Raw genomic sequence first — 24499 nt, forward strand, 5'->3', positions numbered from 1 at the left:
GACGTTGAATGTACAATATAACGGCGCAGTCGCCATCATTGATTTGCGGGACAGGATTTCACGCGGCGAGCATCCCAGGCAGGAAATATTGCAATTCGTCAGCCAAGCCGAAACTGGAACGGTTATCGAAATCCACTTGCCCCAACGGGCCGAGCGTCTTGTAGCTGAGCTTGAGTCTATCGGAATCTCATCGGTGACAAACCCGCTTGGGGATAATCACTTCCGGCTCATGTGCGTAAGAATGTAATTCAATAACTATAATAATTAGGAGGAAACATATCATGGAAAAGAAGCATTTATATGAAGCTATTCAACACCAGGATGACCGGTTTACCAAAAAGGTGTTATTTCAAAAAGGGGAAAGTGTCGTTTTTGTTCTAAATTTTATGCCTGGACAGCAGTTGCCTGCTCATAAGCATCCCGGAACAGATGTATATATCCTGGCTCTGGAGGGAAACGGAACAATGACCGTGGATGGAGAAGATACCCCGCTGTTCAAGGGAGAAATCATCCACATCTCTGGAGAGGAATCGTTTTCTTACGACAACAGCGGAGACGCTCCGGCAAGCCTGCATGTGGTTTTGTGCAAAGTTCCAAGCCCTCTATATGCTCAGGAAGTTTAACACTATATAAAAAAACAGGAGATCTTCGTTAGAAGATCCCCTGCCCCTATGTTTCAGTATCTATCCTTGAAGGATAGACTGAAATTATTTTTGGATGGATGCTACAGTACCGGCTCCAACTGTACGGCCGCCTTCGCGAATGGAGAAACGAGTTCCTTCTTCAATAGCGATAGGGGAGATCAGTGAAACAGTTACAGTGATGTTGTCACCTGGCATAACCATTTCAGTACCTTCTGGGAGGTTGATGATGCCAGTTACGTCAGTTGTACGGAAGTAGAACTGTGGACGGTAACCAGTGAAAAATGGCTTGTGACGTCCGCCCTCTTCTTTAGTCAGAACGTAGATTTGAGCTGTGAACTCAGTGTGTGGCTTAACGGAGTTCGGCTTAGCCAATACTTGGCCACGCTCGATCATAGTACGGTCAACACCACGCAGCAATGCGCCGATGTTGTCGCCAGCTTGAGCGGAATCCAGCAATTTACGGAACATTTCAACGCCCGTAACTACAGATTTCTTAGTTTCTTCGTGAATACCTACGATTTCGATTTCTTCTCCGACTTTAACTGTTCCGCGTTCTACGCGACCAGTTGCCACAGTACCGCGGCCAGTGATGGAGAATACATCCTCGACAGGCATCAAGAAAGGTTTTGCAGTGTCGCGTTCTGGAAGCGGAATGTACTCATCAATCGTTTCGAACATCTCAACGATTTTTTGTGCATATTCGCCTTCAGGGTTTTGCAGAGCTTCACGAGCGGAACCACGGATGATTGGAGTATCGTCACCTGGGAATTCATATTCGTTCAGCAAATCGCGAACTTCCATTTCAACCAATTCCAAGAGCTCTTCGTCTTCAACCATGTCGCATTTGTTCAAGAATACGACGATGTAAGGAACACCTACTTGGCGGGACAACAGGATGTGCTCGCGAGTTTGCGGCATAGGGCCGTCAGCTGCGGATACAACCAGGATTGCTCCGTCCATTTGCGCTGCGCCGGTGATCATGTTTTTAACATAGTCGGCGTGACCAGGGCAGTCTACGTGTGCGTAGTGACGGTTAGGAGTTTCATATTCAACGTGAGCTGTGGAAATAGTGATACCGCGCTCGCGCTCTTCTGGAGCTTTATCGATTTGGTCGAATGCTACAGCAGCACCGCCGTATTTTTTGGACAATACAGTTGTGATTGCAGCAGTCAGAGTCGTTTTACCATGGTCGACGTGACCAATAGTACCGATGTTAACGTGCGGTTTGTTACGTTCAAACTTTGCCTTTGCCATTTGAACAGTTCCTCCTTAATTTGGGGTTCCTTATATTGGAGCCGTCCGTTGTATGCATAACCTAGGATGACTGAACGTTTATACCCGGACGGCAAATCAAAACAATTATTATTCTCCGCCTTTATTCTTGGCAACGATCTCATCCGAGATGGATTTAGGAACTTCTTCATAGTGGGAGAGTTCCATTGAGAATACGCCGCGTCCTTGAGTACCGGAACGGAGTGTTGTGGAGTATCCGAACATTTCGGAAAGAGGTACCTTAGCACGAATAATTTGCGCTCCACCACGGGAATCCATACCTTCGATTCTACCGCGACGGGAACTCAACATACCCATTACATCGCCCATATATTCCTCGGGTACAGTTACTTCCACTTTCATGATTGGCTCAAGCAGGACAGGCTTACACTTGTCTTTAGCTGCTTTGAGTGCCATCGAGCCGGCAATTTTGAACGCCATTTCGTTGGAGTCAACATCATGATAAGAACCATCTACGATGGTGGCTTTAACGTCAACAAGCGGGAAGCCTGCGATGACACCATTTTTCATAGATTCTTCAATACCCGCAAGTGCTGGAGCGATGTACTCTCTAGGAACCGAGCCACCGACAACTTTACTTTCGAAGATGCTGCCTGTACCTGCCTCGAGGGGCTCGAATTCAACCCATACGTGACCATACTGACCGCGTCCGCCCGATTGACGAACGAATTTACCTTCGACGCGAGCTGGAGCCTTGAACGTTTCACGATATGCAACCTGTGGTTTACCAACGTTAGTCTCAACGTGGAATTCACGACGCATACGATCAACGATAATCTCAAGGTGAAGTTCACCCATACCTGCCAAGATGGTTTGGCCAGTTTCCTCATCAGTGTGAGCACGAAGAGTTGGATCCTCTTCAGTCAACTTTCCGAGAGCAATACCCATTTTATCTTGGTCGGCTTTTGTTTTTGGTTCAACGGCAACTTCGATAACCGGATCAGGGAAGTTCATAGACTCCAGAATAACCGGATGCTTCTCATCACACAGTGTATCACCAGTACTCGTATCTTTCAAACCAACAGCTGCAGCAATGTCACCGGAGTACACAATGGAGATCTCCTGGCGGCTGTTCGCGTGCATTTGCAGGATACGACCGATTCGTTCCCGTTTGTTCTTAGTAGCGTTCAATACGTAAGATCCGGATTCCAGTATACCAGAATATACACGGAAGAACGTAAGTTTGCCTACATAAGGGTCAGTCATGATTTTGAATGCCAATGATGAGAACGGTTCTTCATCCGAAGATTGACGAATCGCTTCAGTTCCATCATCAAGGTGTCCAGTGATAGCCGGAACATCGATAGGAGCTGGCAAGTAATCGATAACTGCGTCCAGCATAAGCTGAACCCCTTTGTTTCGGTAAGAGGATCCAACAATTACAGGGAAAATCTTAACTTCAACTACGCCTTTGCGCAGTGCTGCTTTGATTTCCGCAACTGAAATTTCTTCACCTTCCAGATATTTCATCGTCAACTCTTCGTCAAGCTCTGCTACTTTCTCGATTAACTCGAGACGCAGTTCAGCAACTTGCTCCAGATAGTCAGCCGGAATATCCGTTTCTTCAACATCGCGGCCCAGATCATCTTTGAAAATGTGTGCTCTTTGTTCTACCAAGTCGATGATTCCTACGAAATCGTTCTCTGCACCGATTGGAAGTTGAATAGCTACAGCATTTGCCATAAGACGTTCACGCATAGCCTGCACAACGTTTAAGAAGTCAGCACCGATGATATCCATCTTGTTAACATATGCGATACGAGGAACGCCATAACGGTCAGCCTGTCTCCATACAGTTTCAGACTGGGGCTCAACGCCTTCTTTCGCACTGAATACGCCTACTGCTCCATCCAATACACGAAGGGAACGTTCAACTTCAACAGTGAAGTCAACGTGTCCCGGGGTATCAATGATATTGATGCGGTGGCCTTTCCACGCAGCAGTCGTAGCAGCGGAAGTAATCGTAATTCCGCGCTCCTGCTCTTGTTCCATCCAGTCCATTGTAGCTGCACCCTCGTGAACTTCACCGATTTTGTGCGTACGGCCTGTGTAGAAAAGAATCCGCTCTGTGGTTGTAGTTTTACCAGCATCAATATGCGCCATGATCCCGATGTTACGTGTATTTTTTAAGGAGAACTCTCTTGCCATGAAATGGGTCTCCTTTCAAAATATATTATTTAAATGACTATAAATCCTACCAGCGGTAGTGAGCAAACGCTTTGTTCGCTTCAGCCATTTTGTGTGTGTCTTCACGTTTCTTAACGGAAGCGCCTGTGTTGTTGGAAGCGTCGATGATCTCAGCCGCCAAACGCTCTTCCATAGTCTTCTCACCGCGGTTGCGTGAGTAGTTTACAAGCCAACGTAATCCCAAAGCAGTACGTCTTTCAGGTTTAACCTCGATTGGCACTTGGTAGTTAGCACCGCCGACACGGCGAGCCTTGACTTCCAAAACCGGCATGATGTTCTTGATGGCAGCTTCGAAAACTTCCATCGGATCTTTACCTGTGCGATCTTGAATTAACTTGAACGAATTGTACAAAATGCTTTGAGCGACACCTCTTTTACCACCCAGCATAATGCGGTTGATCAAACGAGTAACCAACTTGCTATTATACAATGGATCTGGCAATACGTCTCTCTTAGTAACTGGACCTTTGCGTGGCATGGATATCCCCCTTTCTTAAATGGTTATTATTCGTATTTGTCTTACTTCTTCACTTTAGGACGTTTCGCACCATATTTGGAGCGAGCTTGCATACGGTTAGCTACACCTGCTGTATCCAGAGCGCCACGAACGATATGGTAACGAACCCCTGCAAGGTCCTTTACTTTACCTCCGCGAAGTAATACAACACTGTGCTCTTGTAGATTATGTCCGATTCCCGGGATGTAAGCTGTTACCTCGAGACGGTTCGTCAGACGAACACGGGCATATTTACGAAGCGCTGAGTTTGGTTTACGTGGAGTCATTGTGCCTACACGAGTGCACACACCGCGTTTTTGCGGAGCGCTCAAATTTGTAGTCTCACGCTTCAGGGCGTTGTACCCTTTTTGAAGAGCGGGAGATTTAGATTTGTCGATTTTGGCTTGACGGCCTTTACGAACCAATTGATTAATAGTTGGCATGTTGTTGCCACCCCCTTCCTGAAATGATTATCTAGTTATAAACCTCATTTTTAAGTCCACAGACCCAGGTGGTTCATAAAAAGACAAATGAAAAGTCCTTGCCTCCGAAGTGAACCCCGGTACAAAAACATTTCTGTAGCTATTGTTTTAAGACGGCTGCCATTGCAGCACCCACTTCAATTCCGCAGGCTTTGCCCAAATTCAGCATCGTATCCACATAAGTGACTTTGACGCCTTGTTTGTTACAAAGCATAACAATCTTGGAAGTAAGCCGTTGATCTCCGTCCTCTGCCACATAGACTTCTGCGGCTAGGCCCAACTCCACCGCCTTAACGGTTTGCTTGGTCCCGATCTTGACTTGAGCATCCTGTAGTCCTCTATCATCAGTCATTATCAATTCCTCCAATGAACAAGGATAACATGGCTACTCACGCACCTTAGATATTTTAGCATCATCATAAGCTGATGTCAAGAAATTAAGAACAATATTTATTTCATTCACAACAGGCAGCCACGCCACGCCCTCAAATGGGACGTGACGCGGATACACTGAATGTGATTGTTACATTTATTCAGCAGGAACGGTCTCTAAAGACTCTTTCGTGCTTTCTTCATTCGGATTGCTTAGATTTACATTACGGTAACGATTCATGCCTGTACCTGCAGGAATCAACTTACCGATAATAACATTTTCTTTCAGACCAAGCAACTTATCTACTTTACCTTTGATTGCAGCGTCAGTCAAGACACGAGTTGTCTCTTGGAATGATGCGGCAGACAGGAAGGAATCCGTCTCAAGCGATGCTTTGGTAATACCGAGCAGCACTGGTTTGGCGACTGCTGGCTCTTTTCCGGATAGAATAGCTTCCTTATTAGCAGATTCATATTCATGAATATCTGCAAAAGCACCTGGCAGCAAGGTAGTATCCCCAGCATCGATGATACGAATCTTACGAAGCATTTGCTTGATCATAACTTCAATGTGCTTATCATTGATTTCAACGCCCTGGTTACGGTAAACACGCTGCACTTCTTGCAGAATGTAGTTCTGTACCCCGCGAATACCTTTGATACGCAGCATTTCTTTAGGATCGATTGAACCGTCCGTAAGCTCGTCTCCAGCCTCAATCTCCTGTCCAACGGTGACACGCAGACGTGAGCCGTAAGTGATGGAATAAGTCTTGGATTCCGCTTCGCCTTGAACCTCGATTTCACGACGGTCCTTCGTTTCACGGATTTCCTTGATTACGCCGTCAACCTCACTGATTGTCGCCTGTCCTTTCGGATTCCGGGCTTCAAACAACTCTTGAATACGCGGCAAACCTTGGGTAATATCATCTCCCGCAACACCACCGGTATGGAACGTACGCATGGTAAGCTGGGTCCCTGGTTCACCGATAGACTGAGCAGCGATAATACCAACCGCCTCGCCGATCTCAACGTGTTTACCCGTTGCAAGGTTTCGTCCATAGCACTTCTTACATACACCATGACGGGCACGGCAGCTAAGCACGGAACGAATCTGCAATTTGGTAATTCCAGCATTGATTATTTCCTCCGCTTTGTCGGAGTCGATCAGATCGTTGCGGTGTACGATAATTTTGCCAGATTCTGGGTGACGTATGGTTTCGAAACAGTAGCGTCCTTCAATCCGGTCGTAGAGATCTTCAATGATCTCTTTACCATCTTGAATACGGCTAACTGTAAAGCCTTTATCAGTTCCGCAATCTTCCTCACGAACGATAACATCCTGCGCCACGTCAACGAGACGGCGTGTCAAGTAACCGGAGTCAGCTGTACGTAGAGCTGTATCGGCAAGACCTTTACGCGCTCCGTGCGTGGAGATAAAGTACTCCAAGACGGTAAGGCCTTCACGGAAGTTCGCTTTAATTGGCAGTTCAAAGATTCGGCCTGAAGGTGTTGCCATGAGTCCCCGCATACCGCCCAGCTGAGTGATCTGCGATTTGTTACCCCGTGCTTTGGAATCAACCATGAGCATAATGGAATTGAAGCGGTCCATTGATTTCAAGAGTACATTCGTCAGATCATCCTTCGTTTTGGACCAGATCTCAATGACACGGTCGTACCGTTCCTCATTGGTGATCAGACCCCGGCGGTATTGGTTGGCAACCACATCAACCTTCTCTTCGGACTCTTTCAGGATTGTGGCTTTTTCCTCCGGCACGATAACGTCCGATACTGCAACCGTCACACCGGACCGTGTGGAGTAGGTAAAGCCGAGTTGTTTTATCTTATCCAAAATAACGGATGTTTTAGTAGTATGGTAGGTCTCAAAGCAGCGGGCGATAATCAATCCCAAATATTCCTTACCTACAGCGCTGGCTTCCGGAAGATTCATAATCAGCTCACGGATGTCTGCGCCTTTTTCATAGATAAAGTAATGGTTTGGTGTGCCATGCAGCAGGTTTGTTTTGGTTGCTTCGTTGATATACGGGAAGCTGCTCGGATAGATTTCGTTAAAGATAATCTTACCGATCGTCGTAATCAGCATTGCGCCTTGCTGCTCTTCCGTAAAGCAGGTTTTGCCGAGCGCTTTAACCGGAATAGCTACACGTGCATGCAGACCTGCAGTTCCCCGTTGATAAGCGGAAACCGCTTCGTTCACGGTACGCAGAATCATTCCTGTACCCTTTTCTCCCTTGTTATCCATGGTCAGATAGAACGTACCAAGGACCATATCCTGGGAAGGAGTAACAACCGGCTTACCATCTTTAGGGTTCAAAATGTTACCGGATGCCAGCATGAGGATACGAGCTTCTGCTTGTGCTTCTGCTGACAGAGGTACGTGCACCGCCATTTGGTCACCGTCAAAGTCGGCATTGTAAGCCGTACATACGAGCGGATGCAGACGAATAGCATGGCCTTCAACCAGAATCGGCTCAAATGCTTGAATACCGAGACGGTGAAGTGTTGGTGCGCGGTTAAGCAGTACTGGATGCTCTCTGATAACTTCCTCAAGCACATCCCATACTTCAGGACTTACACGCTCTACTTTACGTTTAGCGCTCTTTATGTTGTGGGCAAGCCCTTTGTTAACCAATTCCTTCATAACAAACGGTTTGAACAATTCCAGAGCCATCTTCTTAGGCAGTCCGCACTGGTACATCTTCAGGTACGGTCCAACCACGATAACAGAACGTCCGGAGTAGTCTACACGTTTACCGAGCAAGTTCTGACGGAAACGTCCTTGTTTACCTTTCAGCATATGGCTGAGAGATTTGAGCGGACGGTTGCCAGGACCCGTTACCGGACGGCCGCGACGGCCGTTGTCGATCAATGCGTCGACAGCTTCTTGAAGCATCCGTTTCTCATTTTGCACGATAATATCAGGAGCACCGAGGTCAAGCAGTCTTTTCAGACGGTTGTTCCGGTTAATAACACGACGGTACAAGTCGTTCAGGTCAGATGTGGCAAAACGACCGCCATCCAGCTGAACCATTGGACGAAGCTCCGGAGGAATAACCGGCAGAACATCCATGATCATCCAATCCGGCTTGTTACCGGAGTTACGGAATGCTTCAATGACTTCCAGACGTTTAATTGCCCGGTTACGGCGTTGGCCTTGGGCCGTACGCAATTCTTCTTTGAGGAATTCCAGCTCTTTCTCAATGTCGATATCCTGAAGCAGCTTCTTGACCGCTTCCGCACCCATGCCGGCCTGGAATCCGTAGCCATATTTCTCACGGTAGCTGCGGTATTCTTTCTCGGACAGCAGTTGCTTCTTCTCAAGCGGTGTTTCGCCCGGATCAGTTACAACATAAGAAGCGAAGTAGATGATCTCTTCCAGTGATCTTGGAGACATGTCCAGTGCCAGACCCATACGGCTCGGAATACCTTTGAAATACCAGATATGAGATACAGGAGCAGCCAGTTCAATGTGACCCATACGTTCACGACGCACTTTAGCGCGGGTAACTTCAACGCCGCAGCGATCGCAGACAACGCCCTTATAACGGACGCGTTTGTATTTACCGCAATGACATTCCCAGTCCTTTTGCGGTCCGAAGATGCGTTCGCAGAAAAGACCCTCTTTTTCCGGTTTCAACGTACGATAGTTAATGGTTTCCGGTTTTTTAACTTCTCCGCGGGACCAAGAACGAATTTTTTCCGGAGATGCGAGTCCGATTTTCATAAATTCAAAATTGTTAACGTCCAACAAGGAGCAACCCTCCTTAACCTAATCCTGATTTAGTACCGCTTAGCCCTCCCTTGATCCTGGGATCAAGGGAGGGCACGGTTCTTTTTAAATGCGATTTATATGTTGCGTGTATTATTCTACTCCGACTTCCGCGCCTTCCAAATTGAGGCTTAGCTTGTCGCCTGACGCCTCATCCTCATCGTCCAGTTCTTTCATCTCAATCTCCTGCTCGTCACCGCTGAGGATTTTGACATCCATACCGAGCGACTGCAGTTCCTTGATCAATACCTTGAACGATTCCGGAACACCCGGTTCTGGTACATTTTCACCTTTGACGATAGATTCGTATGTTTTCACACGGCCCACCACGTCATCGGATTTCACAGTCAGAATTTCCTGCAGGGTGTAGGCTGCACCGTAAGCCTCAAGTGCCCAAACCTCCATTTCCCCGAAGCGCTGTCCACCGAACTGCGCTTTACCACCCAGCGGCTGCTGGGTAACCAGGGAGTAAGGACCTGTAGAACGGGCATGAATTTTATCATCAACCATGTGCGCCAGCTTGATCATGTGCATGACGCCGACAGTAACTTCACGCTCAAAGCGCTCGCCTGTCCGACCATCGTAGAGCACAGTCTTACCATTACGCTGCATGCCGGCTTCTTCCATCGTGTCGAACACGTCATACTCACGTGCTCCGTCAAATACCGGTGTGGCTACATGAATACCGAGACGCATTGCCGCAAAACCGAGATGGACCTCAAGCACCTGTCCGATGTTCATCCGTGAAGGTACGCCGAGCGGGTTAAGAACAACCTGTACAGGAGTACCATCAGGCAAGAACGGCATATCTTCTTCAGGGAGAATACGGGCAACGACACCTTTGTTACCGTGCCGTCCTGCCATCTTGTCACCTTCGGAAATTTTACGCTTCTGAGCGATGTAGACACGAACCAGTTGATTAACACCCGGAGGCAGCTCATCACCGTTTTCGCGTGTGAATACTTTTACGTCGACGATGATACCGTCACTACCATGGGGAACACGCAAGGACGTATCACGAACTTCACGCGCCTTCTCACCGAAGATTGCATGCAGCAAGCGTTCTTCTGCTGTGAGTTCGGTTACGCCTTTCGGTGTAACTTTACCCACGAGAATGTCGCCGGCACTAATCTCCGCACCGATGCGGATGATACCGCGCTCGTCAAGATTACGGAGAGCCTCTTCACCTACGTTCGGAATATCACGCGTAATCTCTTCAGGTCCCAGCTTGGTGTCACGGGCCTCCGACTCGTATTCCTCGATATGAATCGAAGTGTATACATCCTCTTTGACCAGCTTCTCACTCAGCAGGATCGCATCCTCGTAGTTGTAACCTTCCCAAGTCATGAACGCCACGACAACGTTGCGGCCAAGGGCCAACTCGCCCATTTCTGTGGAAGGTCCATCCGCAAGGATATCCCCCTTCTTAACCATGTCCCCTCTTTTTGCAAGCGGACGCTGATTAATACAGGTGCCTTGGTTCGAACGCATAAATTTGTGTAATTTATATTTAACGATATCGCCTTTGACTTCCTTGCCCTCGACAGCTTCTACGCGGCGCAGCCAAATTTCGTTAGCCGATGAGCGTTCGATAATACCGTCATATTTGGAAACAATACATACACCCGAGTCTTTAGCCGACTTATGCTCCATCCCTGTGCCGACAAGCGGCGCCTTTGGAATAAGCAATGGTACTGCCTGACGCTGCATGTTTGATCCCATCAGTGCGCGGTTGGAGTCATCATTCTCAAGGAACGGAATGAGCGCTGTAGCGACCGAAACAACCTGCTTCGGTGATACGTCCATGTAATCAACCCGATTACTTGGCATCGTTGTGATGTTATCCGAGTCTTTGTTGTAACGAACGATAACCATGTCTTCCTTGAAGGAACCATCTTCCTCAAGCTGCACATTTGCCTGGGCAATTACATAGTTATCTTCCTCATCCGCGGTCAGGTAATCGATTTGCTCGGTTACTTTTCCAGTCTTCGGATCCACCCAACGGTATGGCGCTTCAATAAAGCCGTATTCGTTGATGCGGGCGAAAGTAGACAAAGAGTTGATCAGACCGATATTCGGACCTTCCGGCGTCTCAATTGGACACATGCGGCCATAGTGACTGTGATGGACGTCGCGAACTTCAAAGCCTGCGCGTTCCCGAGTCAAACCGCCGGGGCCCAGTGCAGACAGACGGCGTTTATGCGTCAATTCCGCAAGAGGGTTCGTCTGGTCCATAAACTGGGACAGCTGCGAGCTACCGAAGAACTCCTTAATGGATGCAATAACCGGACGAATGTTGATCAATGCTTGCGGAGTAATCGCGTTAGCATCCTGAATAGACATTCTCTCGCGCACTACGCGCTCCATACGGGATAAGCCGATACGGAACTGGTTCTGCAGGAGTTCACCAACGGAACGCAGACGACGGTTACCAAGATGGTCAATATCATCGGTATTTCCAACACCATGCAGCAAATTAATAAAGTAGCTGATCGAGGATATAATATCAGCCTGTGTAATATGCTTAATTGACTTATCGATGTTGCCATTGGCAATCAGCTTAAGCACACGTCCTTCTTCAATAGGCGAATGAACGTCAATTGTCTGAAGCGAAATGTCTTCACCGTCAAGAACGCCGCTTACACGGTAGTTCTTGAAGCCAACCTGCTTCTCGAAATAAGGCAACAATTCATCAAGCAAGCGGCGGTCAACCATTTGTCCGGCTTCCGCAAGGATTTCCCCTGTAGATTCATCAACCAAAGGCTGAGCCAGACGCTGATTGAACAGACGATTCTTGATGTGCAGCTTTTTATTGATCTTATAGCGGCCTACATTGGCCAGATCATAACGCTTCGGATCAAAGAAACGCGCGACAAGCAAGCTCTTGGCATTGTCTAATGTCGGCGGCTCTCCTGGACGCAGACGCTCATAGATTTCGATAAGCGCCTTCTCCGTAGAGTCGGTGTTATCCTTATCCAGCGTATTTCGAATATATTCATCATTGCCGAGCAGTTCCAGAATCTCAGCATCACTGCCGAAACCGAGTGCACGAAGCAATACAGTAACCGGAATTTTGCGAGTCCGGTCAATACGGACATACATGATGTCCTTCGCGTCGGTCTCAAGCTCCAGCCACGCTCCGCGGTTCGGGATTACTGTGGCGGTATAGGTTTTTTTGCCGTTCTTATCCACTTTCGTGCTGAAATAGACGCTTGGAGAGCGAACCAACTGGCTGACAATAACCCGTTCCGCACCATTGATAATAAAAGTGCCGGTCTCCGTCATCAGCGGGAAATCTCCCATGAACACTTCCTGCTCTTTGACCTCTCCGGTCTCTTTGTTGATGAGCCGCACCTTTACCCGAAGAGGCGCTGCATACGTAACGTCCCGCTCTTTCGCGTCGTCAACCGTATATTTCGGCTCACCCAGGCTGTAATCGATGAACTCTAGTACCAAATTACCTGTGAAATCCTGGATCGGCGAGATGTCCTGAAACATTTCCCGCAAACCTTCCTCCAAAAACCAATCATAAGATTTTTGTTGGATCTCGATCAGGTTCGGGACCTCGAGTACCTCGTTAATTCTCGCATAGCTTCGCCGAGTGCGTCGACCATACTGAACAAGATGTCCTGCCAACTTTACTCACCCCTCATGTCTACTCACTTAAAAATTGATTGCGAACCCCTGTTTGGACCATTATAATGGAACCAAGAACCAAGGATTCTTCCATAAATAAAGAAAAGCCCTTATCGAAATCTTCGAAAAAAGAGCGCATTTATCCATGGTCAAAATACCCCATATCCAGTAGATTTGCCCAAAACGTACATATTATACGTCACCAAGCAACAGTTTATGCGGCATAAAGCACTGAATTCGCAAAAACATGCCGTACGGCATGCGCTTGCCGGGCGACAATATACTACTTGACATTTCAGAAAACTAAAGAAATGGAGCCTATCTTAATACTGACATTTTATAATAATAACACTATCGATGATAGGTGTCAATAGCCCGTCACTATTTATTTTGCTTTTTTGCTTTAATAATTCGATAGCCTTTGTCTCTTCCTACTTCTTCCACACTTCCGAACAAGCTTTCCAACTTGACTGCCGCTGATGGAGCCCCTTGTTTCTTCTGAATAACAATCCACAGAGTTCCGCCTTCATTCAGGTGATCATAGGCCTGCTCAAATATCCCATGCACTACTGCCTTTCCAGCACGGATCGGAGGATTAGTCAGGATCACATCGAACTTCTTTCCATTCAATGCTCCCAGCATGTCGCTTTGCATCACCGTAACATTCCGGATTCCATTTTGAAGCGAATTTTCTCTTGCCAGTTCAACGGCCCGGTTATTAATATCAATCATCGTCACATGCCCTTTTGGTGCAAGGTGAGCCGCTGTAATTCCGATCGGACCATATCCACAACCCACATCCAGCACAGCAGAACCTTCCGGTATATCCATTGCCTCTATTAGAACCCGGCTGCCGTAATCAATATCTCCTTTGGAGAAAACCCCTGCGTCACTTGTGAAGCGAAGACTCTTTCCTCTAAGAACTGTACTAATGGTTCGTCTGTTGTGACTAGCTTCCGGCTGCTGCGAGTAATAATGCTGCGACATGCCCATCCTCCCTTTCCAAGGTTTATATCAATTTACTATCTCATAAAAACAAACCCCTTGAACAAGTTCAAGGGGTTTGTCGTAATAGAAGGGAATTACTTCACTTCTACAGCTGCGCCTGCTTCTTCCAATTTTGCTTTGGTAGCATCTGCTTCTTCTTTGCTTACTTTTTCTTTGATTGCTTTTGGTGCGTTGTCAACTACGTCTTTAGCTTCTTTCAAGCCAAGACCAGTGATTTCGCGAACGATTTTGATAACGTTAATTTTGGAAGCGCCAGCGCCTGTCAAAATTACATCAAATTCGGTTTGTTCTTCTTCAACAGCTGCTACTGCGCCGCCAGCTGCTACTGGAGCTGCTGCAGTTACGCCGAATTCTTCTTCAATTGCTTTAACCAGGTCGTTCAGTTCCAATACGCTCATGCCTTTAATTGCTTCCAAGATTGCTTCTTTACTCATGATTGAACCTCCATTTTTTATATTAAAATTTTTGGGTTTGTGTTGATTTATACTGCACAGAGCAAAGGCTTACGCGCTTTGTTCTTCTTTCTCAGCCACTGCTTTAACCGCAAGCGCGAAGTTGCGCATTGGAGCTTGCAGAACGCTAAGCAACATGGAGAGCAAACCATCGCGGGACGGAAGTTCCGCCAATGCTTTGATTTGGTCCGCGTCGATCACACGGCCTTCCACAACGCCGCCCTTCAATTTCAAAGCGTCGTTCTTTTTGGCGAAGTCATTCAAAATTCTAGCTGGTGCTGTTACGTCTTCATTACTGAATGCGATCGCAGTCGGGCCAGTCAGAACTTCATCCAGATCAGTCAACTCAGCCGCAGCAGTTGCGCGGCGAAGCAATGTGTTCTTCAGGACTTGAAAGTCAACGCCAGCTTCACGAAGCTGCTTACGCAGTTCAGTTACTTGGGCAACGTTCAATCCACGGTAGTCCGCAACAACAGTAGTAATACTGTTTTGCAGTTTGCTAACAACCACATCCACCGCATCCTGTTTAGCTTGGATTACTTTTGCATTTGCCAATGTATACACCTCCTGAAAATTTATGTCACGGCATTCTCTTCCGAAGAATTTCTGCCGTTCCTACGCAGGCATTAGAAAAGCCTCCGCAGAATCACGAAGGCTTGATAAAACGTTAGTTGCACGGGCGAACCCGGCAGCATCTTGTTTCTATCACAACACCTCGGTAGGAAATTAAGCCTTTCGGCACCTACTGTCTACGGTAAGCATATTCAACTTAAAGAATGATAACCGTTAATCTTCACAACTGTTATAGATTATCAAAGATGACCCGAAGAGTCAACCCTTAATTATCTGAAGACGGTTGTGTTTACGCGAGCGCTCGGTCCCATAGTCGAGGAAATCGAAATGCCTTTAAGGTATACACCTTTAGCAGCAGCCGGTTTCGCACGGTTAAGAGCGTCGATAAGGGATTTAAGGTTCTCGTTCAATTTATCAGCATCAAAAGACACTTTGCCGATCGGCGCGTGAATTTGACCTGCTTTGTCGAGACGGTATTCGATTTTACCGGCTTTGATTTCTTGCACAGCCTTGGAAACATCGAATGTAACTGTACCCGCTTTAGGGTTAGGCATAAGGCCTTTACCACCGAGCAAGCGACCCAGTTTACCGACTTCACTCATCATATCAGGTGTAGCTACGCAGACGTCGAAATCGAACCAGCCTTGTTGAATTTTGTTGATCATGTCTTGATCGCCTACAAAATCCGCGCCAGCAGCTTCCGCTTCTTTCGCTTTCTCACCTTTTGCAAATACAAGCACGCGTTGGGTTTTGCCTGTACCGTGAGGCAAGACAACTACACCGCGAACGGCTTGATCTTGTTTACGGGGATCTACGCCCAAACGAACTGCCGCTTCAACGGTTTCGTCGAATTTCGCAGTCGCTGCCTTTTTAACAAGCTCTACAGCTTCAGAAGGCTCGTAAGTTGCTTCACTGTTAATCAGTTTAGCCGCTTCTTGGTATTTCTTACCATGTTTAGCCATGAAAATGTTCCTCCTTTGTGGTGTTAGCGGAATGTCCTCCCACATATTACGGTCACGCATGACCGGTCATCGAAAACAAATTAGTCTTCGATTGTGATGCCCATACTGCGAGCAGTACCTTCGATCATAAGCATAGCAGCTTCTACAGATGCAGCGTTCAGATCGGGCATTTTTTGCTCAGCGATTTCACGAACCGCTGCGCGGCCGAGCTTCGCTACTTTTTTCTTGTTTGGTTCACCGGAGCCTTTTTCTACTTTCGCAGCGATGCGAAGCAAAACAGCAGCCGGAGGAGTTTTGGTGATGAAGGTAAACGAACGGTCTTCAAATACTGTAATTTCAACCGGGATGATCAGGCCAGCCTGGTCAGCAGTACGAGCATTGAATTCCTTACAGAATGCCATGATGTTGACACCCGCTTGTCCTAACGCCGGACCTACTGGAGGCGCTGGGTTCGCTTTCCCTGCAGGAATCTGCAGTTTCACCATTTTAATAACTTTTTTAGCCATGAGTGACACCTCCTTGCGTAAATAGTGGTCTTCGGTACGCTTATCGCGCCCTCCCACAAGAAACCCTTAAGCTTAGTTATATTTTCTCCACTTGAGTGAAATCCAACTCCAGCGGGGTTTCCCGTCCAAACATGTTAACGTGTACCTTGATCTTGCTCTTGTCAGCCAAAATTTCTTCCACGGAGCCCACAAAATTCGCAAAGGGACCAACCATAATGCGTACCGATTCCTTGATTTCGAAATCAATCTTAGCTTTAGGTTCAACCATACCCATATGCTTCAGAATTTGTTCTACTTCTTCTGGAAGCAGAGCCGTAGGCTTCGAACCTGAGCCTGTCGAACCAACAAATCCGGTAACGCCCGGCGTATTGCGGACAACATACCAGGAATCATCAGTCTGGACCATTTCAACCAAAACATATCCGGGGTAAACTTTACGCATGACCGTTTTTTTCTTGCCATCCTTGTTTACGATTTCTTCTTCCATAGGAACAAGAACGCGGAATATCTTGTCTTCCATGCCCATAGACTCAACGCGTTTTTCTAAATTGGCTTTGACCTTGTTCTCATACCCAGAATAAGTATGAACGACATACCATCTTTTTTCCATATCAAGCCACCTGGGACCTCTCTAAATAATCGCTTCAATCACAGCGGAAATACCGATGTCCAGAACCCAGAAGTAAACAGCGACAACTACAATTGTACCGAGAACGATCAATGTATAGTTTGTCAGTTCCTTACGGCTAGGCCAGCGAACTTTTTTGAGTTCACTCCAGCTCTCAGTGAAAAAGGAAAACAATGACTTGAAACTACGTTTCACGCCGACTACACCTCCAAAGACTATCTGGTTTCGCGATGAGGAGTTTGCTCGTTACAGAACTTGCAAAATTTCTTCATCTCCATGCGGTCGGGGTGATTTCGCTTGTTTTTGGTTGTTGCATAGTTTCTTTGTTTGCAACTTGTACAAGCCAAAGTGATAATTACCCGCATGATGTGCACCTCCCGAAGACGTCCTTCTAACGGTAAAATTAGAAGACGCAAATATTGATCCTAAAAAAAGCCGCGAATTTAGGCCTACCTAAAACACTTTAGCATAATGTCAAGGTCTGTGTCAACGAAAGAATTCCCTTGTGCACTGAGTAATTACGGCTCGGCCGTAACCTGCCGCCCCAATCTGAGCTCTAGTCTTTGTGTCAGTCTTTTCCTCTGTATTCCGCTGTCATTCTTACATTATGGACATTCCCGCTGTGAATAAACATAGGGTCAACTATATCAAACTAAAAAAAGACTCGATGTCCGAGCCTTTCCCTGTCATTATATCATTAATTGTCACGCACTTCCAGATATCTTTCCAACTTCCGCTTCACCCGCTGCAGTGCATTGTCAATCGACTTCACATGCCGCTTCAAATCCTCCGCAATTTCCTGATAAGATCGCCCGTCCAGATACAGCATCAGAACCTTTCGTTCCAAATCGCTCAGTATTTCCGCCATCTTATCTTCCAGCCCAATGAATTCCTCCTGATTAATAATCAGCTCTTCCGGGTCCAGCACCTGGGTGCCGCAAATGACATCCATAAGTGTTCGGTCGGAATCTTCATCATAAATGGGCTTGTCCAATGAAACATATGAATTAAGAGGGATGTGCTTCTGACGGGTCGCTGTCTTGATCGCGGTTATGATTTGCCGGGTAATGCATAACTCAGCAAATGCCTTGAATGAAGAAAGCTTATCCCCTTTAAAATCACGAATGGCCTTATAAAGGCCAATCATACCTTCTTGCACAATATCTTCACGGTCGGCACCAATCAAAAAGTAAGAGCGGGCTTTGGCGCGAACGAAATTGCGGTATTTGTTAATCAAGTACTCCAATGCGCCACTGTCGCCGCCACGGAAAACCTCGACAATATCTTCATCGCTTACGCAATCATACTCGGACAGCATTAATTCCTTGAGGTCGACACTCACCAAGAATCCCCCCGGCTGCAACGCAAGACACATCGTTACTTCGTGAAATATACGAACAGTATATATTATGTTACCTTACACCGTCAACCGCAGTTTGACCAAAAACAATCATCAATAGCATATTATTACAGTTGTCGATTTTCCCGGTAACTTCCATTTCGTTCATGACTGTCTGCGCCAGTCCTCCAGCTTGTTCCGCACTTCCGGCGGAAGTTTATCTTCCAGAGCATGGCGTGAGGAGCGTGCTCCGGGCGGCTTGATGACCTTCTTGACTTCCTTTTGATTCTCTTCTATTTCCAATCGCAGTTCTCTCGCAGAAAGACGCAGTGCACCTTGGGCAAAAATAACATGCTGCTCCACGGAATCACTGGTTGCCACGTAAATCTGCCTCCGGCGATGACTGAGTTCTACTACTAGCCGCTCAATGCACTCATCTGCAATTTCTTTTTCTTTGGTAAAATAGACCTGAACCTTCCCCTGAACAAAGGCTCGTCCAAGTCCCGGTACACGGTAAGCATCAAACACGGCAATTACGCGACGGCCAGAGTAGGCCTGATAATCAGCCAGCATATCCAGAAGCCGGTCCCGCGCTTCGTTCATGCTGGTATGTGATAATTCCGCCAGGTCCGGCCAACCGCCGATCATGTTGTATCCATCCACAAGCAGCACGTCGCGCCAATCGGCCATAGCTATCCCTGACGCCGGCGGCGCAGGACTTCATACATAATTACACCTGCTGCTACAGAAGCATTAAGTGAATTGATTTGTCCGGCCATCGGCAGTTTGAGCAACAGATCGCATTTTTCCCGAATCAACCGGCCCATTCCTTTGTTCTCATTTCCGATAACTACAGCCACCGGTCCTGTAAAAATATCAGATCCAAACAGATCCTGATTGGTATCCACATCTGTTCCGACTACCCAAATCCCCATTTCTTTGAGACGGTCTATTGTCTGCCCGAGGTTTGTAACCCTCGCCACAGGTACATACTCTACAGCACCCGCTGACGTTTTGGATACGGTGGCAGTAATTTGTGCGGAGCGCCGTTTGGGCACGATTACCCCATGCACACCGGTGCAATCTGCAGTACGCAGGATGGAACCCAGATTATGAGGATCCTCAATCTCATCCAACAGCATAAGAAACGGGGGCTCGCCTTTGGCAGCCGCAGCAGCCAGTATGTCCTCGATCTCGGCATATTTATACGGCGCAGCCTGTGCGACTACCCCTTGATGCTGCACCCCCGGTGCAAGCTGATCAAGTTTCCGCTTATCTACATGCTGAATAACAACACCCGCTTTTCTTGCTTCGGCAACGATTGGTGCTGTTAGATGCTTCTGCGCCGTTTCGGCGACCCATATTTTATTAAGTGTACGTCCGGCACGCAGCGCTTCAAGCACAGAATGCTTGCCGGCCAGTATCTCCTCTTCCGTCTTCAGGTCTTCTTCCATCTTTCATTCCTCCAGTTGTATATGTTCACGCCGTTAAATTACCGGCCCTTCATAAATTCAATTCCGTTATGCACAAGCTCCTTAATTCTTTCCTGCTGTCCGGTGTAATACAAATACCCAATCAAGCATTCAAAAGCAGTCGCATGGCGGTATTCCAGCACATCGGCATTTTTGGGGACGGTGCCTGATTTAGCATTCCGCCCCTGGCGTGCGACCTCCCGTTCCTCTTCGGTAAGCGAAGGGTCCAGAAATTGCAGAATCGCACATTGAGCCTTTGCGGATACAAGACCCGTAGCCGAGCGGTGCAGATGATTAGGACGCAGATTGGGAAGCGAGAGCAAGTACTGTCTCACCGCCACCTCATAAATTGCGTCGCCTATATAAGCTAGCACAATGGGTGAAATCTGTTTCACAGGTTTCGATAGTTCGTAGGGAAACCATTGCTTGGAATCTTCTTCACTCATTTGCGCCGCCACCGCATTCCTTGCGGTGTATCCTCGAGCAATATGCCCATTGCGCTGAGTTCATCCCGAATTTCATCGGACCGGCTCCAGTTCTTATTCTTACGGGCCTCCGTCCGCTCGGCAATAAGCCGTTCTACCTCTTCCCCCGCGTCTTCCTCTTTAAGCTCCTGAGTTAAACGCAGTACAGCATTCATCTCTGCAAAAGCTTCAAGTAATGCTGCCAGGTCCGCCGGAGCCGCATGTTCACCCGCAAGCAGCACATTAGCTAAGTTTACCCATTCGAACAGGGCGGTAATTGCATCCGGTGTGTTGAAATCGTCCTGCATTTTTTCATGGAAATTAAGCAGAATAACGGACAGCTTATCTTTGATCTCCCCGCTTATTGCAGCTTCAGCACTCTCTGTGTGCAAATCAAGGCGATGTTTAACATTGGCTGCTGCCATAGAAATACGCTCAACACTTTTCTCTGCGGAAAGCATGGTTTCTTCACTGAAATTCAATGGGTTACGGTAGTGTGTGGACAACATGAAATAACGGATTACCCCTGCCTTGAAGCGATCACGGATATCTTTAACGAGAAAGCCATTGCCGAGCGATTTCGACATTTTTTCATCCCCGATATTGATAAAACCGTTATGCATCCAGTAGTTCGCCAGTGGCTTGCCGGTCAGCACCTCGCTCTGTGCGCATTCGCATTCATGATGGGGGAACTGAAGATCCTGTCCGCCGCCATGGATATCGATCGTATCGCCCAAAAATTCGCGTGCCATAGCAGAGCATTCGATATGCCAGCCTGGGCGTCCATCCCCCCAAGGGCTGTGCCAATGAACCTCACCCGGCTTTGCCGCTTTCCAAAGCACAAAATCCTCCGGGTTCTCTTTACGTGAATCTACATCCACACGAATACCGAATTGCAGTTCCTCCAGATTTTGGCGGGACAGCTTTCCGTAGCCTTCAAATTTGGAGGTCCGGAAAAAGACATCCCCGCCCTTCTCATAAGCATAGCCTTTCTCCTCAAGCTCCTTAATAAACCCAATAATAAGCTCCATACTATGCGTTACCCGCGGGTTCATCGTAGCCGGTTTTACGCCAAGCCCCTCGATATCCTCATAATAAGCAGCAATAAATGTCTCGGCGACCTCCGCCACAGTGATGTTCATTTCTTCGGCTTTGCGGATCAGTTTATCATCCACATCCGTGAAATTGGTGATGTACCGCACCTCATTGCCGATTTGCTCCAAGTACGTACGGACCAAGTCAAAGACAATAATGGGTCTGGCATTCCCAATATGCATATACCCGTAAACGGTCGGACCGCATACGTACATTTTTACTTTACCCGGATCTTGAGGTTCAAACGGCTCCTTGCTTCGGGTCATTGTGTTATATATTTGTAAAGCCATGCTGTTTCCCATTCCTTTCTGTGTCCCCGGAAATCATCTGATAACGGGTATCTATATTAAATCTCATAATCTCCAATATACTGTTGACTTTCAATCCGCCGCTGCTCGGCTTTTTGCTTATCTTCCGAACCCAACTGCTCTCGAAGCTCTTCGATTTCTTTCTGCAAAAAACGGAGAGAATCGACAAGCGGATCAGGCATCTTCGCATGGTCCAGCCGGTCGGACACCCGCTCTCCATTGCGTTTCACCACACGGCCCGGGTTACCTACTACTGTACTATTATTGGGCACTTCACGCAGTACGACCGCATTGGAGCCGATATTGGAATTGTCGCCGATTCGGAAAGACCCCAGCACCTTCGCACCGGAACCGATAACCACATTGTTGCCAATCGTAGGATGGCGTTTACCCTTTTCTTTACCCGTTCCCCCGAGTGTGACTCCCTGATAAATGATAACGTCGTCCCCAATTTCACAGGTTTCCCCGATAACAATCCCCATACCATGGTCAATGAACAGCCTTCTGCCGATGACGGCACCGGGATGGATTTCAATACCGGTCATGAATCTGCTCAGCTGCGATACCATCCGCGCTAGCGTATACCATCTGTGCTTAAAAAGAAAGTGGGCAATCCGGTGGTTCCAAATCGCGTGCAGCCCGGCATAGGTGAATACAACCTCGAACCAGCTTCGGGCTGCAGGATCGTTGTCAAATACGGCCCGAATGTCCGACTTGATATTCTTTAACATCACAGTTCCCCTTCTCCCTGACTCCTTCGCCTCCTGTTTACAGGTACGCAAAGAAGGTAATCTCCAGCCCATCTTTCTTCTCATACATATGCCGCATTATAAGAAGAAACGGCTTTGCCGTCCTTAAAGGGACGGCACCCGTTTCTCGTAAAAATATAAGGAAAAAGTATGGAGTGAAACTTATACTTTCTTATATTTCGACAAAAAACGCCCCTGCAGCATATAGCTGCAGAGACGTTTAACCGCGGTTCCACTCTGCTTGGACGATTCACACCATCTGCCGCTATTACTAGCAAGCAGACAAGCTTCGCCCCACTTGGCGTCCTTTAACGGCGACGATCCCGGCGCAGTCTAACGGTCTTTCAAAAAGACCGGCTCAACCGCGCAGCTCACAGGTGCATGTTCCGCGGCGGACAAATGAATAACTCCCAGCCTGGAAAGGAAGACCCTTTCGTGGTTATTCTCTCTGGCATTTGTCTTTATGCACGTACTTTTCCTGATCATAGCTCTTATAGATATTCTTCTATCTTAGCGAAAACCCAGCGGACTGACAAGAGGGTTACGTTGCAGGATACAGAGACTTATGCCCCTTTAATCTGCGACTTCAAACGCTCAATGACCCGATTTCGGCCCAGAAGGGCAATGGTTATATTAAGATCACGCCCATGAGTTTGTCCCGTTAAAGCGACACGTATCGGCATAAACAGTGCCTTGCCCTTATGCCCTGTCTCTTTCTGTACTTCCTTGATCAGAACAGCTATGTTAGCTGCACTGAACTCCTGGCTGTCTTCAATCTTAGCAAGGAAAGCGGAAAGAACTTCGGATACCTGGCTCTCGGCCAGAATCTGAGCCCCTTCGGTCTCCAGTTCCAGGTGACTGCGGAAGAACAGCTCGGACAGCTCCACTATATCGGATGCTGCTGTCATCTGTTCTTGATACAGCGCGACTAGGCTTTCCGCCCATGCCTGTTCTTCTTCATTCAACTCCGCCGGCAATCGGCCTGCCCGCTGCAAATGCGGAATCGCCAGTGCTGCAATTCGTTTAGGATCGGCATGCTTAATATAATGGTTATTTAAATGCGCAAGCTTATTCGTATCAAACACAGCCGGACTCTTGGACAGACGGTCAGAATTAAAGATAGAGATAAGCTCTTCTTGGCTGAATATTTCTTCTTCTCCCTCCGGCGACCAACCGAGAAGCGAGATGAAATTGAACATGGCTTCCGGCAAATAACCGAGTCCGTCATATTGCTCGATAAATTGAATAACCGACTCATCACGCTTGCTCAGTTTCTTGTGATTCTCACCGACAATTAGCGTCATGTGGCCAAATAGAGGCGGTTCCCAGCCCAGTGCCTCATATATCATAAGCTGGCGCGGAGTATTGGAAATATGATCTTCTCCGCGCAGCACATGTGTAATTTCCATAAGATGATCATCCACAGCAACCGCGTAATTATAGGTTGGAATCCCATCCTTCTTCACGATAACAAAATCGCCCATTTCTTTCGTATTGAAAGAAATAGTGCCTTTTACGATATCATTGAAAGTATAAGTGCGGTCTTCCGGTACACGGAATCGGATGCTGGCCACGCGGCCTTCCTGTTCGTAAGCCAGACGCTGCTCCTCGGTCAAATCACGGTGCTTGCCTGAATAACGCGGGGTTTCTCCGCGTGCAGTCTGTTCTTCCCGTTCGGCCTCCAGCTCTTCTTCGGTACAATAACAGCGGTAGGCTAAACCGCGGTCCAGCAAATCCTGCCAATATACACGATACAGGTCAAGCCGCTCTGTCTGCCGGTAAGGCCCGTATTCCCCGCCTACATCAATACTCTCATCCCAGTTAATGCCCAGCCACTTCAGATATTTCAGCTGGCTTTCTTCACCGCCTGCGACATTGCGCTTTACGTCGGTGTCTTCGATCCGAATAATAAACTTGCCGCCCTTATTGCGGGCAAACAGATAATTAAACAGCGCCGTTCTGGCATTTCCGATATGTAAATGTCCCGTAGGGCTTGGTGCGTAGCGCACCCGGACTTCATCCGCCATTTCATTCCCTCCGCATCAT

Annotated in this window: 24 protein-coding genes and 1 other annotated feature; of the genes, 2 read left to right on the forward strand and 22 right to left on the reverse strand. The window is 47.6% G+C overall.

Features of this window, described 5'->3' with window-relative positions; genetic code table 11:
• Positions 1-4 precede the first annotated feature (4 nt).
• Together PaeBR_RS21530 and PaeBR_RS21535 are read left to right on the forward strand one after the other, a co-directional pair.
• A complete protein-coding gene (locus PaeBR_RS21530) occupies positions 5-247 on the forward strand; it encodes an amino acid decarboxylase (protein ID WP_410512491.1) in 243 nt (80 codons plus the stop codon).
• 34 nt (positions 248-281) lie between these two features.
• Positions 282-623, forward strand: coding sequence for a cupin domain-containing protein (locus PaeBR_RS21535; protein ID WP_410512492.1), 342 nt, complete (start codon positions 282-284; stop codon positions 621-623).
• Between the two features lie 84 nt (positions 624-707).
• Here the strand turns inward: PaeBR_RS21535 and tuf are convergent, their stop codons facing one another.
• The 22 genes from tuf to gltX form a co-directional block, all read right to left on the reverse strand.
• Positions 708-1898 carry an elongation factor Tu gene (gene tuf / locus PaeBR_RS21540; RefSeq protein WP_410512493.1) on the reverse strand — a complete coding sequence of 397 codons (1191 nt, stop codon included), beginning with the start codon at positions 1896-1898 and terminating at the stop codon, positions 708-710.
• A gap of 108 nt (positions 1899-2006) precedes the next feature.
• Positions 2007-4085, reverse strand: coding sequence for an elongation factor G (gene fusA, locus PaeBR_RS21545; RefSeq protein ID WP_410512494.1), 2079 nt, complete (start codon positions 4083-4085; stop codon positions 2007-2009).
• A 46-nt stretch (positions 4086-4131) separates the two neighbouring features.
• A complete protein-coding gene (gene rpsG, locus PaeBR_RS21550) occupies positions 4132-4602 on the reverse strand; it encodes a 30S ribosomal protein S7 (protein WP_410512495.1) in 471 nt (156 codons plus the stop codon).
• A gap of 41 nt (positions 4603-4643) precedes the next feature.
• Positions 4644-5063 carry a 30S ribosomal protein S12 gene (gene rpsL, locus PaeBR_RS21555; RefSeq protein ID WP_066367672.1) on the reverse strand — a complete coding sequence of 140 codons (420 nt, stop codon included), beginning with the start codon at positions 5061-5063 and terminating at the stop codon, positions 4644-4646.
• A 139-nt stretch (positions 5064-5202) separates the two neighbouring features.
• A complete protein-coding gene (locus PaeBR_RS21560; protein WP_410512496.1) occupies positions 5203-5454 on the reverse strand; it encodes a ribosomal L7Ae/L30e/S12e/Gadd45 family protein in 252 nt (83 codons plus the stop codon).
• A gap of 177 nt (positions 5455-5631) precedes the next feature.
• Positions 5632-9243: a DNA-directed RNA polymerase subunit beta' gene (gene rpoC, locus PaeBR_RS21565; RefSeq protein ID WP_410512497.1), complete on the reverse strand. Its 3612-nt coding sequence runs from the start codon at positions 9241-9243 to the stop codon at positions 5632-5634.
• Between the two features lie 111 nt (positions 9244-9354).
• On the reverse strand, positions 9355-12897 hold the full coding sequence (gene rpoB / locus PaeBR_RS21570) for a DNA-directed RNA polymerase subunit beta (protein WP_410512498.1): 3543 nt from the start codon (positions 12895-12897) through the stop codon (positions 9355-9357).
• Between the two features lie 381 nt (positions 12898-13278).
• Positions 13279-13884, reverse strand: coding sequence for a class I SAM-dependent methyltransferase (locus tag PaeBR_RS21575; RefSeq protein ID WP_410512499.1), 606 nt, complete (start codon positions 13882-13884; stop codon positions 13279-13281).
• A 95-nt stretch (positions 13885-13979) separates the two neighbouring features.
• Positions 13980-14339, reverse strand: a complete 360-nt coding sequence (rplL, locus tag PaeBR_RS21580) for a 50S ribosomal protein L7/L12 (RefSeq protein WP_410512500.1) — start codon at positions 14337-14339, stop codon at positions 13980-13982.
• A gap of 69 nt (positions 14340-14408) precedes the next feature.
• Positions 14409-14912, reverse strand: coding sequence for a 50S ribosomal protein L10 (rplJ, locus tag PaeBR_RS21585; RefSeq protein ID WP_410512501.1), 504 nt, complete (start codon positions 14910-14912; stop codon positions 14409-14411).
• Positions 14913-14976: 64 nt separating this feature from the next.
• Positions 14977-15130: a sequence feature (ribosomal protein L10 leader region), on the reverse strand.
• 69 nt (positions 15131-15199) lie between these two features.
• Positions 15200-15892 carry a 50S ribosomal protein L1 gene (gene rplA / locus PaeBR_RS21590; protein ID WP_410512502.1) on the reverse strand — a complete coding sequence of 231 codons (693 nt, stop codon included), beginning with the start codon at positions 15890-15892 and terminating at the stop codon, positions 15200-15202.
• Positions 15893-15972: 80 nt separating this feature from the next.
• Positions 15973-16398 (reverse strand): 50S ribosomal protein L11, encoded by a 426-nt coding sequence (rplK, locus tag PaeBR_RS21595; RefSeq protein ID WP_379136817.1) that lies wholly within the window; start codon positions 16396-16398, stop codon positions 15973-15975.
• 76 nt (positions 16399-16474) lie between these two features.
• Positions 16475-17008, reverse strand: a complete 534-nt coding sequence (nusG, locus tag PaeBR_RS21600) for a transcription termination/antitermination protein NusG (protein ID WP_036680499.1) — start codon at positions 17006-17008, stop codon at positions 16475-16477.
• Between the two features lie 21 nt (positions 17009-17029).
• Positions 17030-17221 (reverse strand): preprotein translocase subunit SecE, encoded by a 192-nt coding sequence (gene secE, locus PaeBR_RS21605; RefSeq protein WP_410512503.1) that lies wholly within the window; start codon positions 17219-17221, stop codon positions 17030-17032.
• Between the two features lie 20 nt (positions 17222-17241).
• Complete coding sequence (gene rpmG, locus PaeBR_RS21610) at positions 17242-17391, reverse strand: 50S ribosomal protein L33 (protein ID WP_379136807.1); 150 nt, start codon at positions 17389-17391, stop codon at positions 17242-17244.
• A gap of 332 nt (positions 17392-17723) precedes the next feature.
• Positions 17724-18368, reverse strand: a complete 645-nt coding sequence (sigH, locus tag PaeBR_RS21615; protein ID WP_410512504.1) for an RNA polymerase sporulation sigma factor SigH — start codon at positions 18366-18368, stop codon at positions 17724-17726.
• A gap of 162 nt (positions 18369-18530) precedes the next feature.
• Positions 18531-19055 (reverse strand): NYN domain-containing protein, encoded by a 525-nt coding sequence (locus tag PaeBR_RS21620; protein ID WP_410512505.1) that lies wholly within the window; start codon positions 19053-19055, stop codon positions 18531-18533.
• A 2-nt stretch (positions 19056-19057) separates the two neighbouring features.
• The gene (gene rlmB, locus PaeBR_RS21625) at positions 19058-19819 is read right to left on the reverse strand and encodes a 23S rRNA (guanosine(2251)-2'-O)-methyltransferase RlmB (protein ID WP_410512506.1); all 762 of its coding nucleotides are present in this window, start codon (positions 19817-19819) and stop codon (positions 19058-19060) included.
• 38 nt (positions 19820-19857) lie between these two features.
• Positions 19858-20283, reverse strand: a complete 426-nt coding sequence (locus PaeBR_RS21630; protein WP_410512507.1) for a Mini-ribonuclease 3 — start codon at positions 20281-20283, stop codon at positions 19858-19860.
• A complete protein-coding gene (gene cysS, locus PaeBR_RS21635) occupies positions 20280-21686 on the reverse strand; it encodes a cysteine--tRNA ligase (protein ID WP_410512508.1) in 1407 nt (468 codons plus the stop codon). Before cysS ends, PaeBR_RS21630 begins: the two co-directional genes overlap by 4 nt.
• 56 nt (positions 21687-21742) lie before the next feature.
• The gene (cysE, locus tag PaeBR_RS21640; RefSeq protein WP_410512509.1) at positions 21743-22435 is read right to left on the reverse strand and encodes a serine O-acetyltransferase; all 693 of its coding nucleotides are present in this window, start codon (positions 22433-22435) and stop codon (positions 21743-21745) included.
• A gap of 581 nt (positions 22436-23016) precedes the next feature.
• Positions 23017-24480: a glutamate--tRNA ligase gene (gene gltX / locus PaeBR_RS21645; protein WP_410512510.1), complete on the reverse strand. Its 1464-nt coding sequence runs from the start codon at positions 24478-24480 to the stop codon at positions 23017-23019.
• Between the last annotated feature and the right edge of the window lie 19 nt (positions 24481-24499).

Origin of the sequence: Paenibacillus sp. BR2-3 (genome assembly GCF_046529485.1) — a bacterium.
In the GTDB taxonomy this organism is placed as follows: domain Bacteria; phylum Bacillota; class Bacilli; order Paenibacillales; family Paenibacillaceae; genus Paenibacillus_AQ.

Bases quoted from the DNA above. Each gene is read 5' to 3' on its own strand.
- PaeBR_RS21630 (WP_410512507.1), bottom strand. From the start codon at position 20,283: ATGAGTGAAGAAGATTCCAAGCAATGGTTTCCCTACGAACTATCGAAA.
- nusG (WP_036680499.1), bottom strand. From the start codon at position 17,008: ATGGAAAAAAGATGGTATGTCGTTCATACTTATTCTGGGTATGAGAAC.
- fusA (WP_410512494.1), bottom strand. From the start codon at position 4,085: ATGGCAAGAGAGTTCTCCTTAAAAAATACACGTAACATCGGGATCATG.
- rpmG (WP_379136807.1), bottom strand. From the start codon at position 17,391: ATGCGGGTAATTATCACTTTGGCTTGTACAAGTTGCAAACAAAGAAAC.
- cysE (WP_410512509.1), bottom strand. From the start codon at position 22,435: ATGTTAAAGAATATCAAGTCGGACATTCGGGCCGTATTTGACAACGAT.
- PaeBR_RS21620 (WP_410512505.1), bottom strand. From the start codon at position 19,055: ATGGCCGATTGGCGCGACGTGCTGCTTGTGGATGGATACAACATGATC.
- PaeBR_RS21535 (WP_410512492.1), top strand. From the start codon at position 282: ATGGAAAAGAAGCATTTATATGAAGCTATTCAACACCAGGATGACCGG.
- rpsL (WP_066367672.1), bottom strand. From the start codon at position 5,063: ATGCCAACTATTAATCAATTGGTTCGTAAAGGCCGTCAAGCCAAAATC.
- rlmB (WP_410512506.1), bottom strand. From the start codon at position 19,819: ATGGAAGAAGACCTGAAGACGGAAGAGGAGATACTGGCCGGCAAGCAT.
- rpsG (WP_410512495.1), bottom strand. From the start codon at position 4,602: ATGCCACGCAAAGGTCCAGTTACTAAGAGAGACGTATTGCCAGATCCA.
- PaeBR_RS21560 (WP_410512496.1), bottom strand. From the start codon at position 5,454: ATGACTGATGATAGAGGACTACAGGATGCTCAAGTCAAGATCGGGACC.
- rplL (WP_410512500.1), bottom strand. From the start codon at position 14,339: ATGAGTAAAGAAGCAATCTTGGAAGCAATTAAAGGCATGAGCGTATTG.
- tuf (WP_410512493.1), bottom strand. From the start codon at position 1,898: ATGGCAAAGGCAAAGTTTGAACGTAACAAACCGCACGTTAACATCGGT.
- rplA (WP_410512502.1), bottom strand. From the start codon at position 15,892: ATGGCTAAACATGGTAAGAAATACCAAGAAGCGGCTAAACTGATTAAC.
- cysS (WP_410512508.1), bottom strand. From the start codon at position 21,686: ATGGCTTTACAAATATATAACACAATGACCCGAAGCAAGGAGCCGTTT.
- PaeBR_RS21575 (WP_410512499.1), bottom strand. From the start codon at position 13,884: ATGTCGCAGCATTATTACTCGCAGCAGCCGGAAGCTAGTCACAACAGA.
- rplK (WP_379136817.1), bottom strand. From the start codon at position 16,398: ATGGCTAAAAAAGTTATTAAAATGGTGAAACTGCAGATTCCTGCAGGG.
- gltX (WP_410512510.1), bottom strand. From the start codon at position 24,480: ATGGCGGATGAAGTCCGGGTGCGCTACGCACCAAGCCCTACGGGACAT.